Here is an 18646-nt window from a genome sequence, read left to right as displayed (position 1 = left end):
AAAAAACATGGTCTCGCGCCTTCTGATCCTGCTCTACGCGCTCGTGAGTTACGCCCTGTTCACGGTCTCATTTCTCTATGCGCTCGGTTTCGTCGGCAATTATGTCGTGCCCAATTCAATCGACAAGTCGATCGATGTCGGCAGCACGGCGACCTTGAACGAAGCCATCATCCTCAACCTGTTGCTGATGGGTCTGTTTGCCGTCCAGCACAGCGTCATGGCACGCCCGGCGTTCAAACGATGGTCGGCCCAATTCCTTGCCCCGGCCTGCCAGCGCAGCACCTATGTGCTGCTGTCGAGCCTGATCCTCATTCTGTTGTTCTGGCAGTGGCGTCCGATCCCGACTGTGATCTGGCGGACTGACGGACCTGCGGCCTTCCTGCTGACATCAGTGCATTGGCTCGGCTGGCTGATCGCATTCGCATCCACTCACATGATCGATCATTTCGATCTGTTCGGCGTGCGCCAGGCGTTCGTCGCGTGGCGTGGAGCCAAGATACCAGGTCAATCGTTCCGAACGCCCCTGCTCTACAAGATCGTACGGCATCCGATCATGCTCGGCTTCCTGCTCGCATTCTGGGCCACGCCCGTGATGACTCTTGGCCATCTCCTGTTCGCGCTCGCAAACACCGCCTACATCCTGGTCGCGCTTCAGTTCGAGGAGCGGGATCTGATCGCCGAGTTCGGCGCGACTTACCAGGACTATCGCCGCCGCGTTCCCATGCTGCTGCCGCGCCTGTTCGCGCGCCGCCAGACGAAAGGAGCGCCGCGATGAACGCGATGTTTCCGATCCCTAACATGTCTGCAGAGGCCGCCACATTCGCCGATACGCTCGACGGGCTCGACGTCGGTGTCTATCTCCTCGACGTGGACGGGCGGCTCATTCACACCAATACGGCCGGCCAAGCTCTCCTCGACGCGCGTGACATCCTGCACGAGGCGCGCGGACAGCTCGCGGCCTGCGATCCCGTCGTCAACCACGCGCTGCGGCACGCCTTCACGTCCGCCCTCGACGCCGGCGGCGTAGCCGTGCCGATGACGGGGAGCGATGGGCAGCGCTATGTCGCACATGCCCTGCCGTTGGCCTCCGGCGCGCGGCGACGTGCGGGCGCAGCCTACGCCGCCGTCGCGGCCCTGTTCGTTCGCAAGGTCGCGCTGATGGTCCCGCCCCGATCCGAGGTGATCGGCAAGGCCTTCAGGCTGACGCCGACCGAATTGCGCGTGCTGCTCGCGATCGTCGAGCTCGGCGGCGTTCCGGAAGTGGCCGCGGCATTCGGCGTTGCCAACACGACGATCCGGACGCACGTCAATCGCCTGTTTGAAAAGACCGGCGCAGCGCGGCAGGCCGATTTCGTCAAGCTCGTCGCGGGATATGCGACGCCGCTCCGCGACATGGGAGATGTGCGATGAGGGCCGTGCTGTGCAGCTCCTTCACCGGTCCGCAGGATTTGCGGCTCGGTGAGATCGCCGAGCCGAAGCCGACGGGCGACGAGATCCTGATCGACGTCCATGCGGCCTCCGTCAGCTTCATGGACCAGTTGCTGGTCTCGGGCCTCTACCAGATGCGGCCACCCTTGCCCTTCGTGCCCGGCACGGAAGCCTCAGGTGTTGTCGTCGCTGTCGGCGACAAGGTCACGCGATTCGCGCCCGGCGATCGCGTGGCCTGCAGCAGCTGGACCGGCGGCTACGCCGAACGGATGGTCGCCAAGGAATCGAAGGCCGTGCATCTGCCTGACGGCGTTGCCTTTGACGCGGCAGCAACCGTGCTGCATGTCTACGGCACCGCCCATTATGCGCTGGTCGAGCGCGCGCGGGCGCAACGCGGCGAGACCGTGTTGATCACGGGCGCCGCCGGCGGTGTCGGTCTCGCCGCAGTCGATCTCAGCCGTCATCTGGGCCTGAACGTCATCGCCGGCGTCGGCTCTGACGACAAGGCCACGCTGGTGCGCCGCTACGGCGCCAGCGAGGTGGTCAACTATCGTAGCGAGGATCTGCGTGAGCGGATCAAGTCCATCACATCGGGCCAAGGCACCGATCAGGGCATCGATATCGGATTCGACAACGTCGGCGGTGCGATCCTCGAGCAGATGGCCCGGCTGATGAACTGGGGCGGCCGTCTCATGCCGATCGGCTTCACCAGCGGCACGATACCCTCGATCCCGATGAACCTGCCGCTCCTCAAGAACTACGCCATCCTCGGCGTCTTCGTCGGCGCCTGGGCCGAAAAGTTTTCCGTTGAGGCCGCGCGCATGAACGACACGCTGATGCAATGGCTGGCCGAGGGACACATCCGCCCGCATATCGACCGCGTCCTCCCTTTGGAGGACGCCAGCGAAGCCATGCGCGCGGTAGCGAACCGCACGGTTCAGGGAAGAATTGTGCTCAGGATCCGATAGAGTGCGCGCGGAACTTCAAGACAGGAAGAAAACTTGACCGAGATCGTCATCGACAAGCGCTTCTGCGGCCCGCCGAACTCCGGCAACGGCGGTTATGTTTGCGGCCGGCTGGCCCAGCACATTCCCGGGGCTGCCGAGGTGACGCTGCGCGCGCCGCCTCCCCTGGATACGCCCCTCGGTGCGATCGCGACCGATGACCGTACATGGGAGCTTCGCGACGGCATCAAGGTTGTCGCGACCGGTCGCGCGGTGAGCGTCGAGCTTCCGCGGCTGGAAACAGCCAGATTCGACGAAGCCTGCGCCGCCGAATTGCTGACGCCCGTCAAACCGCACGAGCATCCGCTACCGACCTGCTTCGTCTGCGGCCCCGCGAGGGCCAAGGGAGACGGCCTGCGCATCTTCGCCGGACCGCTCGGACTTCGTGCGCAGCCTCCCGTTCTCGCGGCGAGCTGGATTCCCGATCAGAACTTGACCGCCGACGACGGCCTCGTCGCCTCAGAATTTCTCTGGTCGGCGCTCGATTGTCCCACCGGCTTCGCCTGCAATTGCGATCCGCAAAGCAACGCCGTCGACAAGACGCCGCTCCTGCTGGGACGAATGTCAGCGCGCATCGAATCCCGCCCGCGTGCCGGCGACCGCTGCATCATCACCGCCTGGCCGACCGGCCGCGACGGCCGCAAGCGCATGGCGGAGGCCGCGCTGCATGATGAGGCCGGGAGGTTGCTGGCGGTGGCCCGCACCACATGGATTGCCGTCGAACGCGACGTGCAGCTCGGACGCGGGTGACGCTACACCAACGTCTTGGAAAATCCCGCCGCGAGATGATCGATCAGCGCGCGAACGGCGCGAGGCAGGCCGCGTCGAGTGGTGAACACGAGATGCACCATGCCGCGATGACCGCGCCATTCCGACACCACATGAACGAGCCTGCCTTGCTCCAGCGCGTCCCGGCAGAGATGATCGGGCAGTAGCGCGACACCGAGGCCCGCAACCGCTGCATCGCGCACCGCGCCAAAGTCGCCGCAGCCCATGCGCGGTTCGTGCTTGTGAATGCGGGCCTGCCCATCGTCGGTCTGCAGATGCCATTCGACCAACGTGTCGTCATCTGACGTTGCCAGTGTCGGAAGCACGGCCAGATCATCCAGCGTGCGCAACCGGCTCGCCAGCTGGGGGCTCGCGACAAGGATGCGCCTGGACGTGCCGAGCGACCGCATCGTGAGCGCTGCATCGCCCGTGAGCTCGGACCGCACGCGCAAGGCCACATCGATCCGCTCCTCGATCAGGTCGATAGGCCGGTCGATGGCGACGAGTTGCAGACGCACCTTGGGATAGCGGATCAGGAAGCTCGAGATCAGCGCGGAGATCTCCGCAACCATGCCGGTCGGGCAGCTGAAACGAACGCGGCCGTGAGGTTCGGCCTGCGCCTGCGTCACCAGCGCCTCGGCCTGCTCGGCTTCAGCAAGGATCGCGCGGCAGCGCTCGTAAAAGGCTTGCCCCACCTCGGTCACGCGGAAACGCCGGCTCGATCGCTCGATCAGGCGCAAGCCCAGGCGCTCCTCCAGCCCGGCAATCCGCCGGCTGAGCTTTGACTTGGGCTCCCGCAAGGCCCGCCCCGCAGCCGCGAACCCGCCATGGCCCACCACCTCGGCAAAATAGGCGAAGTCGTTCAAATCGGCCTTCATCGTTCTTCTCATGGAACGCTAAGTACCATATCAGGCGACTACTCGCATCATCGTTCTGAATACATCTACGTCGGGCAACGGCACTTTCGCCGCAGCTTCCAACGGAGACGGACGATGACGGATAGGTTCAACAACAAGGTCGTGGTGGTAACCGGCGGCACCAGCGGTATCGGCCTCGCCACCGCCAAGGCCTTCGCAGCCGAGGGTGCCTCGGTGTTCATCACCGGCCGTCGCAAGGATGCGCTCGAGGCGGCGATGAAATCGATCGGCGGTCGAGTCACCGGCGTGCAGGGCGACATGGCCAATCTCGCCGACATCGACCGGCTCTACGACGCCGTTCAGAAGAAGCACCAGCAGATCGACGTGATCTTCGCCAATGCCGGCGGCGGCGAGTTCGCGCCGCTCGGCGCGATTACCGAGGAGCACTACCAGCGCACGTTCGACACCAACGTGAAGGGCGTACTGTTCACGGTGCAGAAGGCGCTGCCCCTGCTCCGCGACGGCGCGTCCATCGTGTTGAACGCGTCGACCACCAGCGTCTCCGGCACGCCGGCCTTCAGCGTCTATTCCGCGACAAAGGCCGCCGTGCGCAACTTCGCACGCAACTGGATCCTCGATCTGAAGGACCGGCACATCCGCGTCAACGCAGTCAGCCCCGGCGTCACCGAGACGCACGGACTGAATCATCTGTTCGGCGGCGGTGAGCAAGCGGAGGGCACCAAGACCCAACTCGCCGCGCTCATCCCGGCCGGTCGGGTCGGCCAGCCCGAGGAGATCGCCAAGGCCGTGCTGTTCCTCGCCTCCGATGATGCAAGCTTCGTCAACGGCATCGAGCTCTTCGTCGATGGCGGTCTCGTTCAGATCTGACGCAGTTCGTTGGGTGGGCACGCTATCGCTTTGCCCACCCTACAAGACCAATGCAGTTTGGAGACAACCAATGACCCGAACCAACACATCGACCGATCGCATCCACGAGCTGCTTCACCGCAACCTTCAGGAGGTTTTCGGCGAGGGCGACGCGAAGCGCCGCCGTGCCGCAATCGACGAACTCTGGACCGAGAACGCCGCCCTGTATGTCCCGCCAGGTGTCATTGTCGGCCGCGACGCGATCGACAAGTTCGCCGGCGATCTGCGGGCCACGCATCCCCACTTCGTCTACACGCCGATTGGCGAGCCGCAGGCGCTTCACAACGCCGGACGGCTGGCCTGGTCATCAGGTCCGCGCGGCGAAGCCCCTGATTACACCGGCTGGGACGTCATCATCGTGGAGAACGACAGGATCGCTGCGCTATATGTGTTCCTCGATCCGCCAGGGAAGTGACGGCGCATACGCGGGGTGGATTGCGCCTTCGGCTAGCTGACCAATCACCCTACAGTTTGCGCTTCGCAATGAAGGTGCCGTTCGGCTGATGATAAACGAGTTCCTCGATCGCGCCGGACGGGCCGCGGCGGAATTCGGTGCGGTAGCCGTCGAGCTGGACGATGCTGAACGTCGCGCCCTGATAAGGCCGCAAACGGTAGAGCGGCACGAACGGAATTTTCAGCGTAAGCTCGCCCTCGGCATCCTCTGTGACGACGTGGGTCTGGTCGCCGCGAATATATTCGCCGACGCAGGCCGACCGGAACGCGGGGTCAATGCATTCGCCCGCGGCGGCGCGCGTGAAGACGATGTCCGGCACCAGCACCTCGAGCTGGGCCGAGAGACTCGCAATGCTGCCGTCGCGGTCGGTCGCAAAGGTGATCACGAGATCGTCCGGATTGAGGTCTCCCAACACGTAAGGCAACTGGAACGAATCGTAGTGCCGGTGTGCGAGCTTCGCCTTCGTGCGGCGCCAGGCCCAATGCAGGCTGTCGCCGTCTTGTGTGATGACAACCCGGCCATAGGCCGGGTGCTCATAGGCGCCGCAAAAATCCGCGAGATCATGGCTGGGATTCGTATTCAGCTTGCGCGCCGTCGGCTTCGCCGCATCGTCGCTTTTCTGCTGCGCCAGCGCTTTGCGGCGCATGTCGCGCAGGCGGTCCAGCCACGACACCGGTTCGTTGCCGGCGAGATGATCGTGAATGCGGTTGATCAGGATGCTGTGCACCGGATTGCCGCCGGTGTTGGTGAAGACGGCGATGCCGGTGTTTCGCGCCGGGATGAGGCGCATCAGCGTGCTCCAGCCGAGCCAGCCGCCGGAGTGTCCGACCACGCGCTCGCCGCGGTAGGCGGTGTTGTTGAAGCCCAGCCCGTAGTGCGAATGGCCGAACTCCTGCCACTCCGCAGCGCCTGAGAAGACGCGCGGCGATTGCATCTCCCGGATCAGCGTAGACGACAGCAGGCGTTCGCCGGCAAATTCGCCCTCGGCCAACAGGAATTTCATCCAGTTGGCGAGGGCGGCAACCGAGGTGACGATGGCGCCGGCGCCCGTCGTGGTGATGGGGAAGAACTTGCTGCGCGAGCGCACGTCGCCGCGTTCCACCAGATAGGGAACGGCGGCGTCAGCGGCAGCGGCGTACTCCTCTGCTGAAAAGCCGACCGACATTCGCAGTTTATCGGTCAGCCGGGTGCGGACGAAATCCTCATAGCTCTGACCGCTGATGCGCTCGACGACAAGGCCGGCGACGTTGTAGGCGAGATTGTTGTATTGAAACTCGGTGCGGATGTCCCGGGCCGGCTCGAGGTGACGCAGCGCGCTCATCATCTCGCCGCGCGAGAGATCGGCTGGAATCCATATCCAGTCGTGGCGAGGCAGGCCGGAGTGATGGCTGAGCAGGTCGCGCACGGTGACTCGATCGGTCGCGATCGCGTCATGCAGGCGGAATTCGGGAATGCTGTCGCGGACAGGTTTGGTCCAGTCGAGCCGTCCCTCGTCCACCAGCAGCGCCAACGCCGTGGCGGTGAACGTTTTGGTGATCGAGCAGATCAGGAATTGCGTCTCTGGCGTCGCGGGCAGCCCGGTCTCGACGTCGCGCTGGCCCCACGCCCTGAGCAAGACCGTCTCGCCGTTTTGCACGACGGCGAGCGTCGTGGCCGGCACCTGCCACTCCGCCATCACCTCCGCAGCCAGCGCGTCGAGCTCGGGGATGAGGGCTGTGATGGTCGTGTCGCTTCGGGCAGATCGGCTGGACATGGCACGCTCTTTCTTCCGTTCGCCGCCACAACCGCTGGATGACGACCCGCAATGTTACAAATCGTAGCATTGACAATCCACCGATTGCAAGCCGAGGGCGAAGCGACATGGGTCACCGCTTCCGCCTTTGCGCTTCGAGCTACGGCGGCGCGGATCGTAACCCTCGCTACAAGCGAGGTCTCGGGTGGGCAAAGCGCAAGCGTGCCCACGACTTCTATCTCGGCTTCGCGCGGGGCAATGGTGGGACGTTTCGCTTTGCTCACCCTACGAGACCTGTGCGTGACGAGACCTACGCGCTCTGCTCCACCATCCCCTGCAGCCGCACCAACTCCGCCTCCAGATCCCGCTCCACATCCGCGGCCCGGATCTCCAGCACGCGATAATCGCGCGCCTCCAGCCATGCCCGCCTTGACGCGCGGTCGGCAGCGATGGTCTCGCCCTCGCCCGGGTTGACCAGCTCGATCGCGATCCGATGCGGGAACGAGACGAAGTCCGGGATGTGCCGCCCCACCGGGGTCTGGCGCTTGAACCCACCGGCGAAGCGGCGGTCGCGCGTGAGCGCCTGCCAGAGCAGGCGTTCGGCATCTGTCGGGTTGCGGCGGAGCAGGCGCGCGAGGCCGCGCACGGTCGAGCCGCTGTCGGGCGTGCCGCCGGCCTGCCCATGCTCGGCCAGCAGCGCACGCAGGCGCGTGGCTTGCTCGCCGTCGAGCACGCCGCCCTTTGCCGGGCCCTTGCGTCCCTCCGCGATCGCCATGACGACTCCATGGAGGGTGTGCATGTCCTGCTTGGTCGGCTCCATCCGGCTGAAAATGTTGCGCAGGTTGACCAGCATGGTGTCGCGCTTCTCGGCCGGGCGCAAAAATTCGACGCGGTCGAGCTCGCGGATGAGGTTGTCGAAGAAGGCCTGCATCTGGTGCTGCGAGGCGCGCTCGGAACGTTCAGGCATGGCGTGCGGCAGCTCGCCCGCCGTCGCCTGCTTGAACCATTCGTAGCCGACCAGCAGCACGGCCTGGGCGAGGTTGAGTGAGGCAAAGCCCGGATTGACCGGGAAGGTGATGATGCGGTTGGAGAGTCCGACCTCCTCATTGGTCAGTCCCCAGCGCTCGCGCCCGAATAGGATGCCGGCCTTGCCGCCGGTCGCCACATGCCCGGCGATCTCGCTGGCTGCGGCTTCCGGCCCCACCACCGGCTTGGCCTGGTCATGCGGGCGCGCGGTGGTGGCGAACAACAGGTCGAGATCGGCGACCGCCTGCTCGACCGTGTCGAAGAGTTCGACCTTGTCCAGAATGTGGTCGGCCCCGGCGGCGGCCCGCTGCGCGGCGATGTTCGGCCAGCCGTCGCGCGGATTGACGATGCGCAAAGCGCTCAAGGCAAAATTGCCCATGGCGCGCGCGGCCATGCCGATGTTTTCCCCGAGCTGCGGCTCGACCAGGATCACGATCGGGCCGTCGAGGGCGAGCCCTGCCTTGGTCTTGTCGGTGCCGGACATTCTCAGTTCACTTTCTGGTTCAGCGTTCGTCTCGTTCAGCTTCCGAAGGAGGTTGAACTCCAGTCCGAAGACGCTGATCCAAGCCCTCATCCACGCAGTCGTGCCGCCTTCCGTGCGGCGCAATTTCTTAAGCCGAGATAACAGGGTTAGCGGCGTTTGCGAAACCGCAATCGCACCTCAATTGGGGACGATTTCGCCGCCCGGCTTGCGCGCGCTTTGCTTTCGGATATGGCTATCAACCACAACCAAAGCGAAGCCGAAAGGCCTGAGCTGAAGCAACAATTGAGTGGGGGGATGGCGATGCTGAGCCGATGGAAATTGGCGCTTCTGGGACTGGTCCTGATCGTGGTGGGCGGCCTCATCGCCCATCTGACGCAAACCGCCGGCGGCGTCCGGATCCAGGATGTCAGGTTCAAGGGCGCCAAGGGCAACACCATGAGTGCGCTGCTCTACATCCCCGCGAATGCCACCGCGAAGACCCCGGCACCCGGCATCCTCGCCGTCCACGGCTACATCAATTCGCGCGAGACCCAGGACGGCTTCGCCATCGAATTCGCCCGTCGCGGCTATGTCGTGCTGGCGCTGGACCAGACCGGCCATGGCTATAGCGACCCACCCGCCTTCGCCAACGGTTTTGGCGGCCCCGACGGCCTCGCCTATCTCCGAAGCCTCGACATGGTCGACAAGGCGAATATTGGCCTCGAGGGCCACTCCATGGGTGGCTGGACGGTCCTGGCCGCGGCAGCCGCGATGCCTGATGATTACAAGTCGATGGTGCTGGAAGGCTCCTCGACCGGCAAACCTTTCGCTGCGGACGGCACCACGAGCTGGCCGCGCAATGTGGCGCTCGTGTTCGCCCAGTACGAGGAATTCTCCACTTTGATGTGGGGCGTCGACCTTGCCCGCGATGTCACCAAGAGCCCGAAGCTGTGGGCGATGTTCGGCACGCAGGGGCCGGTCGAGCCAGGCAAGGTCTATGGCGATCCGGCGGCCGGCACCGCCCGGGTGTTGTACACGCCTGCTATCACGCACCCGGCCGAGCACATTTCGCATGAAGCGATCGGCTACAGCCTCGACTGGTTCGCCAAGACGTTGCAAGGCGGCACGCCCCGGCCGGCCGACGACCAGATCTGGTTCCGCAAGGAGTTCGGCACGTTGATCGCGCTCGTCGGTTTCGTCGTGCTGTTGATCGGCACCTTCGACGGCCTGCTGGAGGCGCCGATGTTCTCCCGCCTGCGCCTGCCCGCCGTCCCCGACGGCAGCATGCCGCCCCATCAGGCCGCCGCGGGCCGGCGCTGGACCACGGCGTTCATCCTGTCCGCCTTCATCCCGGCGCTGACCTATTACCCGGCCTTTGCGCTCGGCGGTACCTTCGTGACGCCGTCAGCATTCCTGCCGCAGGGCATCACCAACCAGATCCTGGTCTGGGCCATCATCAACGGCCTGATCACACTGGCGCTGATGGGCTTCGCCCCGAAGCGCAAGAGCCGGGCCGGGCTGCTCGGCCAGTCGCTCGTGATCGCTGTCGTCTCGGTCGCGGTTGGTTATGCCGCGCTGTGGCTCACCGACCTCGCCTTCAAGATCGACTTCCGCTTCTGGATCATCGCGCTGAAGCTGATGAACCCGAAGCAGGTTCTGATCTTCCTGATTTACCTCGCTCCGTTCACGGCATTTTTCGTCGTGGCACTGCACGTGCTGCACCGGAATTTCTCGACCATGGAGGCGCCGCGGCTCGCGCTTTATCTGACCAATATCCTGGCGCTCACGTTCGGCTTCATCGTGCTGCTGGCCCTGCAATACGGCACGCTCTGGCTGACCGGGAAGCTGTTCAACCCGCTGCCCGACCCCGGCTTCGTGCCGCTCTCGACCATCGTCGCCATCCAGTTCGTGCCGCTGCTCGCCATCGTCGCCGTGATCGCGACCTTCACCTGGCGACGGACCGGATCGAGCCTGCCGGGCGCCCTGATCTCGGGCCTGTTCGTGACCTGGTACATCGTAGCAGGCACGGCCACCCAGGCCGCCTTTTAGAGGCGCTCCGGAAGGGCCCCGGATCGCGTGCGGGATGGGTGCCCAAACAAGGTGCTGCATCAGTCATTCCGGCCTCGCCGGAATGACTGATCTCGGCGAAAAGATGGGCTGAAAGTGCATAACCGCTCCGCTTCCGCCCGCCCCCGGGCGGTGCTATAGCGCGGGAGATTTCCACCACCAGTTCCCAAGAAGGCTTCTCCGATCATGGCAAAAATCAAGGTATCCAATCCCGTCGTCGAACTCGATGGCGACGAGATGACCCGGATCATCTGGCAGTACATCAAGGACAAGCTGATCAACCCGTTCCTGGATGTCGAGCTGCAGTATTTCGACCTGGGCATGGAGTACCGCGACCACACCAACGATCAGGTGACCATCGACGCCGCCGAGGCGATCAAGAAGGTCGGCGTCGGCGTCAAGTGCGCCACCATCACCCCTGATGAAGCCCGGGTGAAGGAGTTCAACCTCAAGCAGATGTGGAAGTCGCCGAACGGCACCATCCGCAACATCCTCGGCGGCGTGATCTTCCGCGAGCCGATCATCTGCAAGAATGTGCCGCGCCTGGTTCCCGGCTGGACCAAGCCGATCATCATCGGCCGCCACGCCTATGGTGACCAGTACCGCGCGACCGACTTCAAGTTCCCCGGCAAGGGCACCCTGTCGATGAAGTTCGTCGGCGAGGACGGCACCGTGATCGAGAAGGAAGTGTTCAAGGCTCCGGGCGCCGGCGTGGCCATGGAGATGTACAATCTCGACGACTCCATCATCGACTTCGCCCGCGCTTCACTGAACTACGGCCTGCTGCGCAACTACCCGGTCTATCTGTCGACCAAGAACACGATTCTGAAGGTCTATGACGGCCGCTTCAAGGACATCTTCCAGGACATCTACGACCGCGAGTTCAAGAAGGAATTCGAGGCAAAGGGCCTGACCTACGAGCACCGCCTGATCGACGACATGGTCGCCTCGGCGCTGAAATGGTCCGGCGGCTATGTCTGGGCCTGTAAGAACTACGACGGCGACGTGCAGTCCGATACGGTCGCGCAGGGCTACGGCTCGCTCGGCCTGATGACCTCGGTGCTACTCACCCCGGACGGCAAGACCGTCGAAGCGGAAGCCGCCCACGGCACCGTGACCCGTCACTACCGCGAGCACCAGAAGGGCAAGGAGACCTCGACCAACTCGATCGCGTCGATCTTCGCCTGGACCCGTGGCCTGTCGCACCGCGCCAAGCTCGACAACAATGCCGAGCTAGCGAAGTTCGCAAGCACGCTGGAGAAGGTCTGCGTCGACACCGTCGAAGAGGGCTACATGACCAAGGACCTCGCGCTCCTGGTCGGTGCCGACCAGCGCTGGCTCTCGACCACAGGCTTCCTCGACAAGGTCGCTGACAATCTCGTGAAGGCGCTCGCGGCGTAATTCGCCCGCGCATTATTTTCGCCCGGTCGGGGTTAAACATCATGATGGGCCGCGCGCAGGCGCGGCCCATTCGTTTTTTGAGAGCCCTTTGCGGAGATAGACTATGTTCGTCAAGTTTGCCGTCCCCTGCCTGTTGTCACTTGCGGCCATGATTGGACCAGCAGGGGCTGCGGAGCTTCCCGACGCCATCGCCGCATCGGGCGAGACCACGGTCCTCAGCGTCCACGCCGAGGGCGCGCAGGTCTACGAGTGCAAGGCCGGTGCCGACGGCAAGCTCGCCTGGGCCTTCCGCGAGCCGATCGCGACGCTGCTCTCCGAGGGCAAGACCATCGGCCGTCACTATGCCGGGCCGAACTGGGAGCATGCCGACGGCAGCGCCGTGGTCGGCAAGGCCATCGGCAACGCACCGGGCGCAACGGCTGCCGATATCCCCTTGCTGAAGCTCGAGGTTGCCTCCCGCCGCGGCAGCGGCGTGTTGACGCCTGTGACCACCGTCCAGCGCATCAACACCCATGGCGGCAAGCTAGACGGGGCCTGCGACAAGGCCGGCGAGTTCAGAAGCGCGCCCTACTCGGCTGAATACGTCTTCCTGAAAAAGGGCTGATCGCTCAGCGGTCGCCGCCGTCGCGCTCGGCCTGCGCGAGCTCGGCTGCGGCGAGATCGCCGGTCTCTTCCAGCCGCGCTTTCGCTGTCTGGTGGACATGGGCGGCAAGCATGGGCATGCGCGCGATCAGGGCGTGAAAATCCTGCGCGTCGAGCACCAAGAGGCGCGTCTTGCGCGTCGCCGTCACCGTGCCGCTGCGTTTTGTCTTGTGTAGCAGCGCGATCTCGCCGAAGAAGGTGCCGTCGGTGAGCAGCACATGCTGGCTCGGCAGCGCGATCTCGACCTCGCCTGCGGTGATGAAATACATCGACGAGGCGGGATCCCCTCGCCGCACCAAAATCTCGCCCTGCTCGACGGTGCGTGCGCGCAAGAGCCGCATGATGTCGGCGATCTCCGCGGCCGCCAGATGCGAGAACAGCGGCACCCGGGCCAGCATGCCCCAGGTCACGACGAAGTCGCGCCGCTTCACCTCTTCGGCAAACGCGGTCGAGATGATGGCGACCGGCAGCGCGATCATGGCAAAACCTGAGATGATCGCGAACACCGAGACAAATTTTCCGAGCGCCGTCACCGGCACGACGTCTCCATAGCCGACGGTGCCGAGCGTCACGATCGCCCACCACATCGCCTGCGGGATGGTGCCGAGCTTGTCCGGCTGCACGTCGCGCTCGATGGCGTAGAGCAGCGAGGCGAAGGTCAGCACCACGCCGATCAGGATGACGACGCAGCCGATCAGCGCCCGCCGCTCGGCATGCACAGCCGCCAGCAGCGAGCGCATCGCCGGCGAGTAGCGGATCAGCTTGAAGAACGGCAGCACGCCGAGGGCTGCGAGCGTCGCGTGGCGCCCCGTGGTCAGCACGATCGCAGCCGGCAGGAATGCCATGAGGTCGATGATGCCGAGCGCCGAGAAGGCGTAGCCGAGCCGGTCGGCGAGCGCCGAGCCCTTGCGCGGCGTGTGGCCCGCCACCGTCCACAGCCGTGCCGCATATTCCAGCGCGAACACGATCACGGACAGGATCGTGATCGCCGAGAACAGCGTCCCGAATTGCGCGTCGAGATCCGGCACCGAGGCCAGAACCATCGCGGTCACGTTCAGCACGATGACGCCGATGATGATCTGGATGAAGCGCGATCCGGCCGAATAGGCCAGCGGATCGTGCTCCAGCAATTCGTAGAGGCGATCCCTTAAGTTCGGATCGCGAAGCCCACGTCCTCGCGGAACGAGGCGCATGGCGATTACGCAGCCCCCATCGCTTTCTCGATCGCCGCCAGCGCCTCGGACGCCTTGGCGCCATCGGGGCCGCCGGCCTGCGCCATGTCGGGCCGGCCGCCGCCGCCCTTGCCGCCGAGCGCTTCGGATGCGACGCGCACGAGGTTCACGGCGTTGAAGCGCGCGGTCAGGTCCGCGGTGACGCCGACCACGACGCCCGCCTTGCCGTCCTCGGTGACGCCGATGATGGCGACCACGCCGGAGCCGATCTGCTTCTTAGCCTCGTCCGCGAGGCTCTTGAGATCCTTCATCTCGATGCCCTCGACCGCACGCGCCATCAGCTTGACGCCGCCGACCTCGCGCACGCCAGCAGCTGCGCCGCCACCGGCGGACGCGCCGCCGCCCATCGCCAGCTTCTTGCGGGCGTCGGAGAGCTCGCGCTCGAGCTTCTTGCGCTCCTCCATCAGCGCGGTGATGCGCGCCGGGACGTCGTCGAGCGAGGTGCGCAGCTCGTTCGCCGCGGTCTTCGCCAGCGCCATGGTCTCGTTGGCATGCCGGCGCGCGAAATTGCCGGTCAGCGCCTCGATACGGCGGACGCCGGAGGCCACCGCGCTCTCGCCGGTCAGCGTGATCAGGCCGATATCGCCGGTGCGCCGCACATGCGTCCCGCCGCAGAGCTCGACCGACCAGCCGAGCGCATTGGCGCCGCGCTCGCGCGCGGTCTTGCCCATCGAGACGACACGAACCTCGTCGCCGTACTTCTCGCCGAACAGGGCGCGCGCCCCAGCCTCACGTGCTTCATCGACACCCATCACGCGGGTGGTGACCTCGTCGTTCTCCAGCACCACGTCGTTGGCGATGTCCTCGACGCGGGCAAGCTCCTCCGCCGTGATCGGTTTCGGATGCACGAAGTCGAAGCGCAGGCGATCCGGCGCGACCATCGAGCCGCGCTGGGCAATGTGATCGCCGAGCACCTGGCGCAGCGCCTCGTGAATGAGATGCGTCGCCGAGTGATGCGCACGGATCGACGAGCGCCGCGAATGGTCCACCTCGAGCTGCAGCGCCGTGCCGACCTTCAGCTCGCCGCTCTCGACGGTGCCGACATGCACGAAGAAATCGCCGAGCTTTTTCTGCGTGTCGGTGACGCGGAACTTGATGCCTCCCTCACCCGTGAGCACGCCGGTGTCGCCGACCTGGCCGCCGGATTCCGCGTAGAACGGCGTCTGGTTCAGCAGCAGCGCGCCGGTATCGCCGGCCTTCAGGCTGGCGACTTCAGCGCCGTCCTTTACCAAGGCCGAGACCACGCCTTCGGCGCTCTCGGTCTCATAGCCCAGGAATTCGGTCGCACCGAGCTTCTCGCGCAGCGGGAACCAGATCGCCTCGCTCGCCGCTTCGCCCGATCCCTTCCAGGACTCGCGCGCCTTGGCCTTCTGACGCTCCATCGCATCCGTGAACGACGCTTGATCCACGCCGATGCCGCGCGACTTCAGCGCGTCCTGGGTCAGGTCAAGCGGGAAGCCGTAGGTATCGTACAGCGTGAAGGCGACGTCGCCATCGAACATGTCGCCTTTCTTCAAGGACGCGCTCTTCTCGTCGAGGATGGCGAGGCCGCGCGAAAGCGTCTTGCGGAAGCGGGTCTCTTCCAGCCGCAGCGTTTCCTCGATCAGGTTTTCCGCGCGCATCAAATCGGGATAGGCCTGGCCCATCTCGCGGACCAGCGCCCAGACCAGGCGATGCATCAGCGGCTCCTTGGCGCCGAGCAGCTGCGCATGGCGCATCGCGCGGCGCATGATCCGGCGCAGCACATAGCCGCGGCCTTCGTTCGAAGGCAGCACGCCGTCAGAGACGAGGAAGGCCGAGGAGCGCAGATGATCGGCGATGACGCGGAACGAGGCAACCGTTTGCTCGTTCGGCCCGGCGCCGAGCGCCGACGACGTCGCATCGATCAAATGACGAAACAAGTCGGTCTCGAACACGCTGTCGACGCCCTGCATGATGCAAGCCATGCGCTCGAGGCCCATGCCGGTGTCGATCGAAGGACGCGGCAGATCCACGCGCTCCTCCTTCGTCACCTGCTCATATTGCATGAACACGAGATTCCAGAATTCGAGGAAGCGGTCACCGTCTTCTTCCGGAGAGCCGGGAGGGCCACCCCAGATGTGGTCGCCGCGATCGATGAAGATTTCCGAGCACGGACCGCACGGACCGGTGTCGCCCATCGCCCAGAAATTGTCCGAGGTCGGGATGCGGATGATGCGGTCGTCGGAGAAGCCGGCGATCTTCTTCCAGAGCCCGTGCGCCTCGTCGTCGGTGTGGTAGACAGTGACGAGCAGCTTGTCCTTCTTCAGCCCGAAATCCTTGGTGATGAGCTTCCAGGCGAGCTCGATCGCGCGCTCCTTGAAATAGTCGCCGAACGAGAAGTTGCCGAGCATCTCGAAGAAGGTGAGATGGCGCGCGGTGTAGCCGACATTGTCGAGATCGTTGTGCTTGCCGCCGGCGCGCACGCATTTCTGCGAGGTGGTCGCGCGCTGGTAAGGCCGCTTCTCGACGCCGGTGAAGACGTTCTTGAACTGCACCATGCCGGCATTGGTGAACATCAACGTCGGATCGTTGCGCGGCACCAATGGCGAGGACGACACGATCTCGTGGCCGTTCTCGGCAAAGAAGTTCAGAAAGGTCGACCTGATCTCGTTGACGCCGCTCATGTTCATCCAATCGGGTGTGCTTGGACCCGCCAATTTGCCATCCAAACCTGTCGATTTGGGCTGATATCTGCGGGCCAAAGCGCTTTTAGACAAGGCCAGCTTCGCTGTCCAGAAACTGTGCAAGCAGATCAGAGGGTTGCCGCAGTCGCGTCATCCCCCAGCAATCCCGTTGAAAGCCGCAATCCCTGCGTTGACAGGCTTGGCTGGCCTGTGGTCTGTACCCATCTGTATCGTACGGCCACGTCGGGAGAGACCGGCATCAGCTAGCCGGCGCCGAAGGAGCAACCGCCCCGGAAACTCTCAGGCAAAAGGACCGCGTGGCTTTGACGACATCTGGAAAGAGGCGCTGACGGGCTTAAGACCCGGATAGTGTCCGCCGACGGGATAATACTCTCAGGCACAGCGACAGATGGGGCTTCGACTGGTTTGTCTCGGGGAATCATCCCCGGGGAACCGCCGAGGGCCCCTGTGATGTCCGTGCGTGATGACAAAGACTCCCTGGAACGTACCCCCCTTTACGACCTGCATGTGTCTCTTGGCGGCAAGATGGTGCCGTTCGCGGGCTATGACATGCCCGTGCAGTACCCCGCCGGCGTGCTGAAAGAGCACCTCCATACCCGCACCTCCGCCGGCCTGTTCGACGTCTCCCATATGGGCCAGATCCGCGTCCTGCCGAAGTCCGGCAAGGTCGAGGATGCCGCCCGCGCGCTGGAGCGGTTGGTGCCGCAGGACATCGTGGCGATCGCACCGGGCCGCCAGCGCTACGCCCAGTTCACCAATGAAGCCGGCGGCATCCTCGACGATCTCATGGTCGCCAATTTCGGCGACCACCTGTTCCTGGTCGTCAACGCCGCCTGCAAGGCCGAGGACGAGGCGCATCTGCGCGCGAATCTGTCGGACACCTGCATCATCGATTCGCTTGCCGATCGGGCGCTGATTGCGCTGCAGGGCCCAAAGGCGGAGTCGGCGCTGGCGAAATTATGTGCAGCGGCGCCCACCATGAAGTTCATGGATGCGGGCGCGCATGAGGTCGCCGGCATCAAGTGCTTGGTCTCGCGCTCGGGCTACACCGGCGAGGACGGTTTTGAGATTTCTGTCCCGGCGGCCGACGCCGAACGTCTGGCGAAGATGCTGCTCGAAAATCCGGATGTGATGCCGGTCGGCCTTGGCGCCCGCGACAGCCTGCGGCTCGAGGCCGGGCTCTGCCTCTACGGCCACGATATCGACACCGAGACCACGCCGGTCGAAGCCGCGCTGGAATGGTCGGTGCAGAAGAGCCGCCGCACCGGCGGCGCCCGCGCCGGCGGATGTCCCGGGGCTGAAAAGATCCTCGCGCATTTCGATCACGGCGCGTCCCGCCGCCGCGTCGGCCTGCGTGCCGAGGGCCGCGCGCCGGTGCGCGAGGGCGCATTGCTGTTTGCAGATAGCGAAGGCGGCGAGGCAATCGGAAAGGTCACTTCAGGCGGCTTCGGCCCCAGCCTGAATGCGCCTGTTGCGATGGGCTACGTGCCCACTGCCTTAAGCGCATTCGGCACAAAACTCTTCGCCGAGGTGCGCGGGCAACGTCTGCCGCTCACCGTCGCCGCCATGCCCTTCGTGAAAAACACCTACAAACGCTGAGGATCGAAAATGACCACGACGCTGTACACCTCCGACCATGAATGGCTCGCGATCGACGGCGATGTCGCCACCGTCGGCATAACCGATTACGCGCAGTCGCAGCTCGGCGACGTCGTGTTCGTCGAATTGCCCAAGGTCGGCCGTACCTTGAAGAAGGCGGAAGCCGCCGCCGTCGTGGAATCGGTCAAGGCCGCCTCCGACGTCTACGCACCGATCTCGGGCGAAGTGCTCGAAACCAACGACGCGCTCGCCGCCGAGCCCGCACTGGTGAACTCGGACGCGCAAAGCAAAGCCTGGTTCTTCAAGATGAAAATTGCCGACAAGAGCGAGCTTGGCGGCCTTATGGATGAAGCCGCCTACAAGGCACATACGGCTTAAAG

Annotated in this window: 16 protein-coding genes and 1 riboswitch; of the genes, 11 read left to right on the top strand and 5 right to left on the bottom strand. The window is 64.7% G+C overall.

Annotated elements, in window-relative coordinates; all coding sequences use genetic code 11:
* Window positions 1–7: 7 nt before the first annotated feature.
* From mddA to XI06_RS03965, 4 genes are read left to right on the top strand one after another with little or no spacing between them, the layout of a single operon-like run.
* A complete protein-coding gene (gene mddA, locus XI06_RS03980; protein WP_237865690.1) occupies window positions 8–775 on the top strand; it encodes a methanethiol S-methyltransferase in 768 nt (255 codons plus the stop codon).
* Window positions 772–1410, top strand: a complete 639-nt coding sequence (locus XI06_RS03975) for a helix-turn-helix transcriptional regulator (protein WP_237865689.1) — start codon at window positions 772–774, stop codon at window positions 1408–1410. The genes mddA and XI06_RS03975 overlap by 4 nt, the downstream gene beginning before the upstream one ends.
* Window positions 1407–2396, top strand: coding sequence for an NADPH:quinone oxidoreductase family protein (locus tag XI06_RS03970; RefSeq protein WP_237865688.1), 990 nt, complete (start codon window positions 1407–1409; stop codon window positions 2394–2396). The genes XI06_RS03975 and XI06_RS03970 overlap by 4 nt, the downstream gene beginning before the upstream one ends.
* Before the next feature lie 33 nt (window positions 2397–2429).
* Entirely contained in the window at window positions 2430–3182 is a 753-nt protein-coding gene (locus XI06_RS03965) for a PaaI family thioesterase (RefSeq protein ID WP_237865687.1), read from the top strand.
* 2 nt (window positions 3183–3184) lie between these two features.
* On the opposite strand, the gene XI06_RS03960 is transcribed toward XI06_RS03965, so the two are convergent.
* Window positions 3185–4078: a LysR family transcriptional regulator gene (locus tag XI06_RS03960; protein WP_237865686.1), complete on the bottom strand. Its 894-nt coding sequence runs from the start codon at window positions 4076–4078 to the stop codon at window positions 3185–3187.
* A 114-nt stretch (window positions 4079–4192) separates the two neighbouring features.
* Between XI06_RS03960 and XI06_RS03955 the strand changes: the two genes are divergently transcribed.
* On the top strand, window positions 4193–4945 hold the full coding sequence (locus XI06_RS03955; RefSeq protein WP_237865685.1) for an SDR family NAD(P)-dependent oxidoreductase: 753 nt from the start codon (window positions 4193–4195) through the stop codon (window positions 4943–4945).
* Window positions 4946–5015: 70 nt separating this feature from the next.
* A complete protein-coding gene (locus XI06_RS03950) occupies window positions 5016–5399 on the top strand; it encodes a nuclear transport factor 2 family protein (protein ID WP_237865684.1) in 384 nt (127 codons plus the stop codon).
* Between the two features lie 49 nt (window positions 5400–5448).
* Here the strand turns inward: XI06_RS03950 and XI06_RS03945 are convergent, their stop codons facing one another.
* Together XI06_RS03945 and XI06_RS03940 are read right to left on the bottom strand one after the other, a co-directional pair.
* Window positions 5449–7191: a serine hydrolase gene (locus XI06_RS03945; RefSeq protein WP_237865683.1), complete on the bottom strand. Its 1743-nt coding sequence runs from the start codon at window positions 7189–7191 to the stop codon at window positions 5449–5451.
* Between the two features lie 289 nt (window positions 7192–7480).
* On the bottom strand, window positions 7481–8680 hold the full coding sequence (locus tag XI06_RS03940; RefSeq protein ID WP_237865682.1) for a TrmJ/YjtD family RNA methyltransferase: 1200 nt from the start codon (window positions 8678–8680) through the stop codon (window positions 7481–7483).
* A 300-nt stretch (window positions 8681–8980) separates the two neighbouring features.
* Here XI06_RS03940 and XI06_RS03935 point away from each other — a divergent pair, with 300 nt between their 5' ends.
* The 3 genes from XI06_RS03935 to XI06_RS03925 all read left to right on the top strand — a co-directional run bounded on the left by XI06_RS03935 (window position 8981) and on the right by XI06_RS03925 (window position 12731).
* Window positions 8981–10708 (top strand): alpha/beta hydrolase family protein, encoded by a 1728-nt coding sequence (locus XI06_RS03935; RefSeq protein ID WP_237865681.1) that lies wholly within the window; start codon window positions 8981–8983, stop codon window positions 10706–10708.
* 204 nt (window positions 10709–10912) lie between these two features.
* Window positions 10913–12127 carry an NADP-dependent isocitrate dehydrogenase gene (locus XI06_RS03930; RefSeq protein WP_237865680.1) on the top strand — a complete coding sequence of 405 codons (1215 nt, stop codon included), beginning with the start codon at window positions 10913–10915 and terminating at the stop codon, window positions 12125–12127.
* Window positions 12128–12230: 103 nt separating this feature from the next.
* Window positions 12231–12731, top strand: a complete 501-nt coding sequence (locus XI06_RS03925) for a DUF3455 domain-containing protein (RefSeq protein WP_237865679.1) — start codon at window positions 12231–12233, stop codon at window positions 12729–12731.
* A 4-nt stretch (window positions 12732–12735) separates the two neighbouring features.
* Here the strand turns inward: XI06_RS03925 and XI06_RS03920 are convergent, their stop codons facing one another.
* Both XI06_RS03920 and alaS read right to left on the bottom strand, forming a co-directional pair.
* Entirely contained in the window at window positions 12736–13962 is a 1227-nt protein-coding gene (locus XI06_RS03920) for a cyclic nucleotide-gated ion channel (RefSeq protein ID WP_237865678.1), read from the bottom strand.
* Window positions 13963–13967: 5 nt separating this feature from the next.
* Entirely contained in the window at window positions 13968–16646 is a 2679-nt protein-coding gene (gene alaS / locus XI06_RS03915; RefSeq protein ID WP_237865677.1) for an alanine--tRNA ligase, read from the bottom strand.
* Window positions 16647–16880: 234 nt separating this feature from the next.
* Window positions 16881–16971, top strand: a riboswitch (glycine riboswitch).
* 146 nt (window positions 16972–17117) lie between these two features.
* On the opposite strand from alaS, the gene gcvT reads away from it, so the two are divergent.
* Complete coding sequence (gene gcvT, locus XI06_RS03910; RefSeq protein WP_237865793.1) at window positions 17118–18266, top strand: glycine cleavage system aminomethyltransferase GcvT; 1149 nt, start codon at window positions 17118–17120, stop codon at window positions 18264–18266.
* 9 nt (window positions 18267–18275) lie between these two features.
* Complete coding sequence (gene gcvH, locus XI06_RS03905) at window positions 18276–18644, top strand: glycine cleavage system protein GcvH (RefSeq protein WP_237865676.1); 369 nt, start codon at window positions 18276–18278, stop codon at window positions 18642–18644.
* Window positions 18645–18646 lie beyond the last annotated feature (2 nt).

The sequence above is a fragment of the Bradyrhizobium sp. CCBAU 11434 genome (assembly GCF_028128895.1).
In the GTDB taxonomy this organism is placed as follows: Bacteria; Pseudomonadota; Alphaproteobacteria; order Rhizobiales; family Xanthobacteraceae; genus Bradyrhizobium; species Bradyrhizobium zhengyangense.
This window is presented reverse-complemented; position numbering and strand designations above follow the sequence as displayed.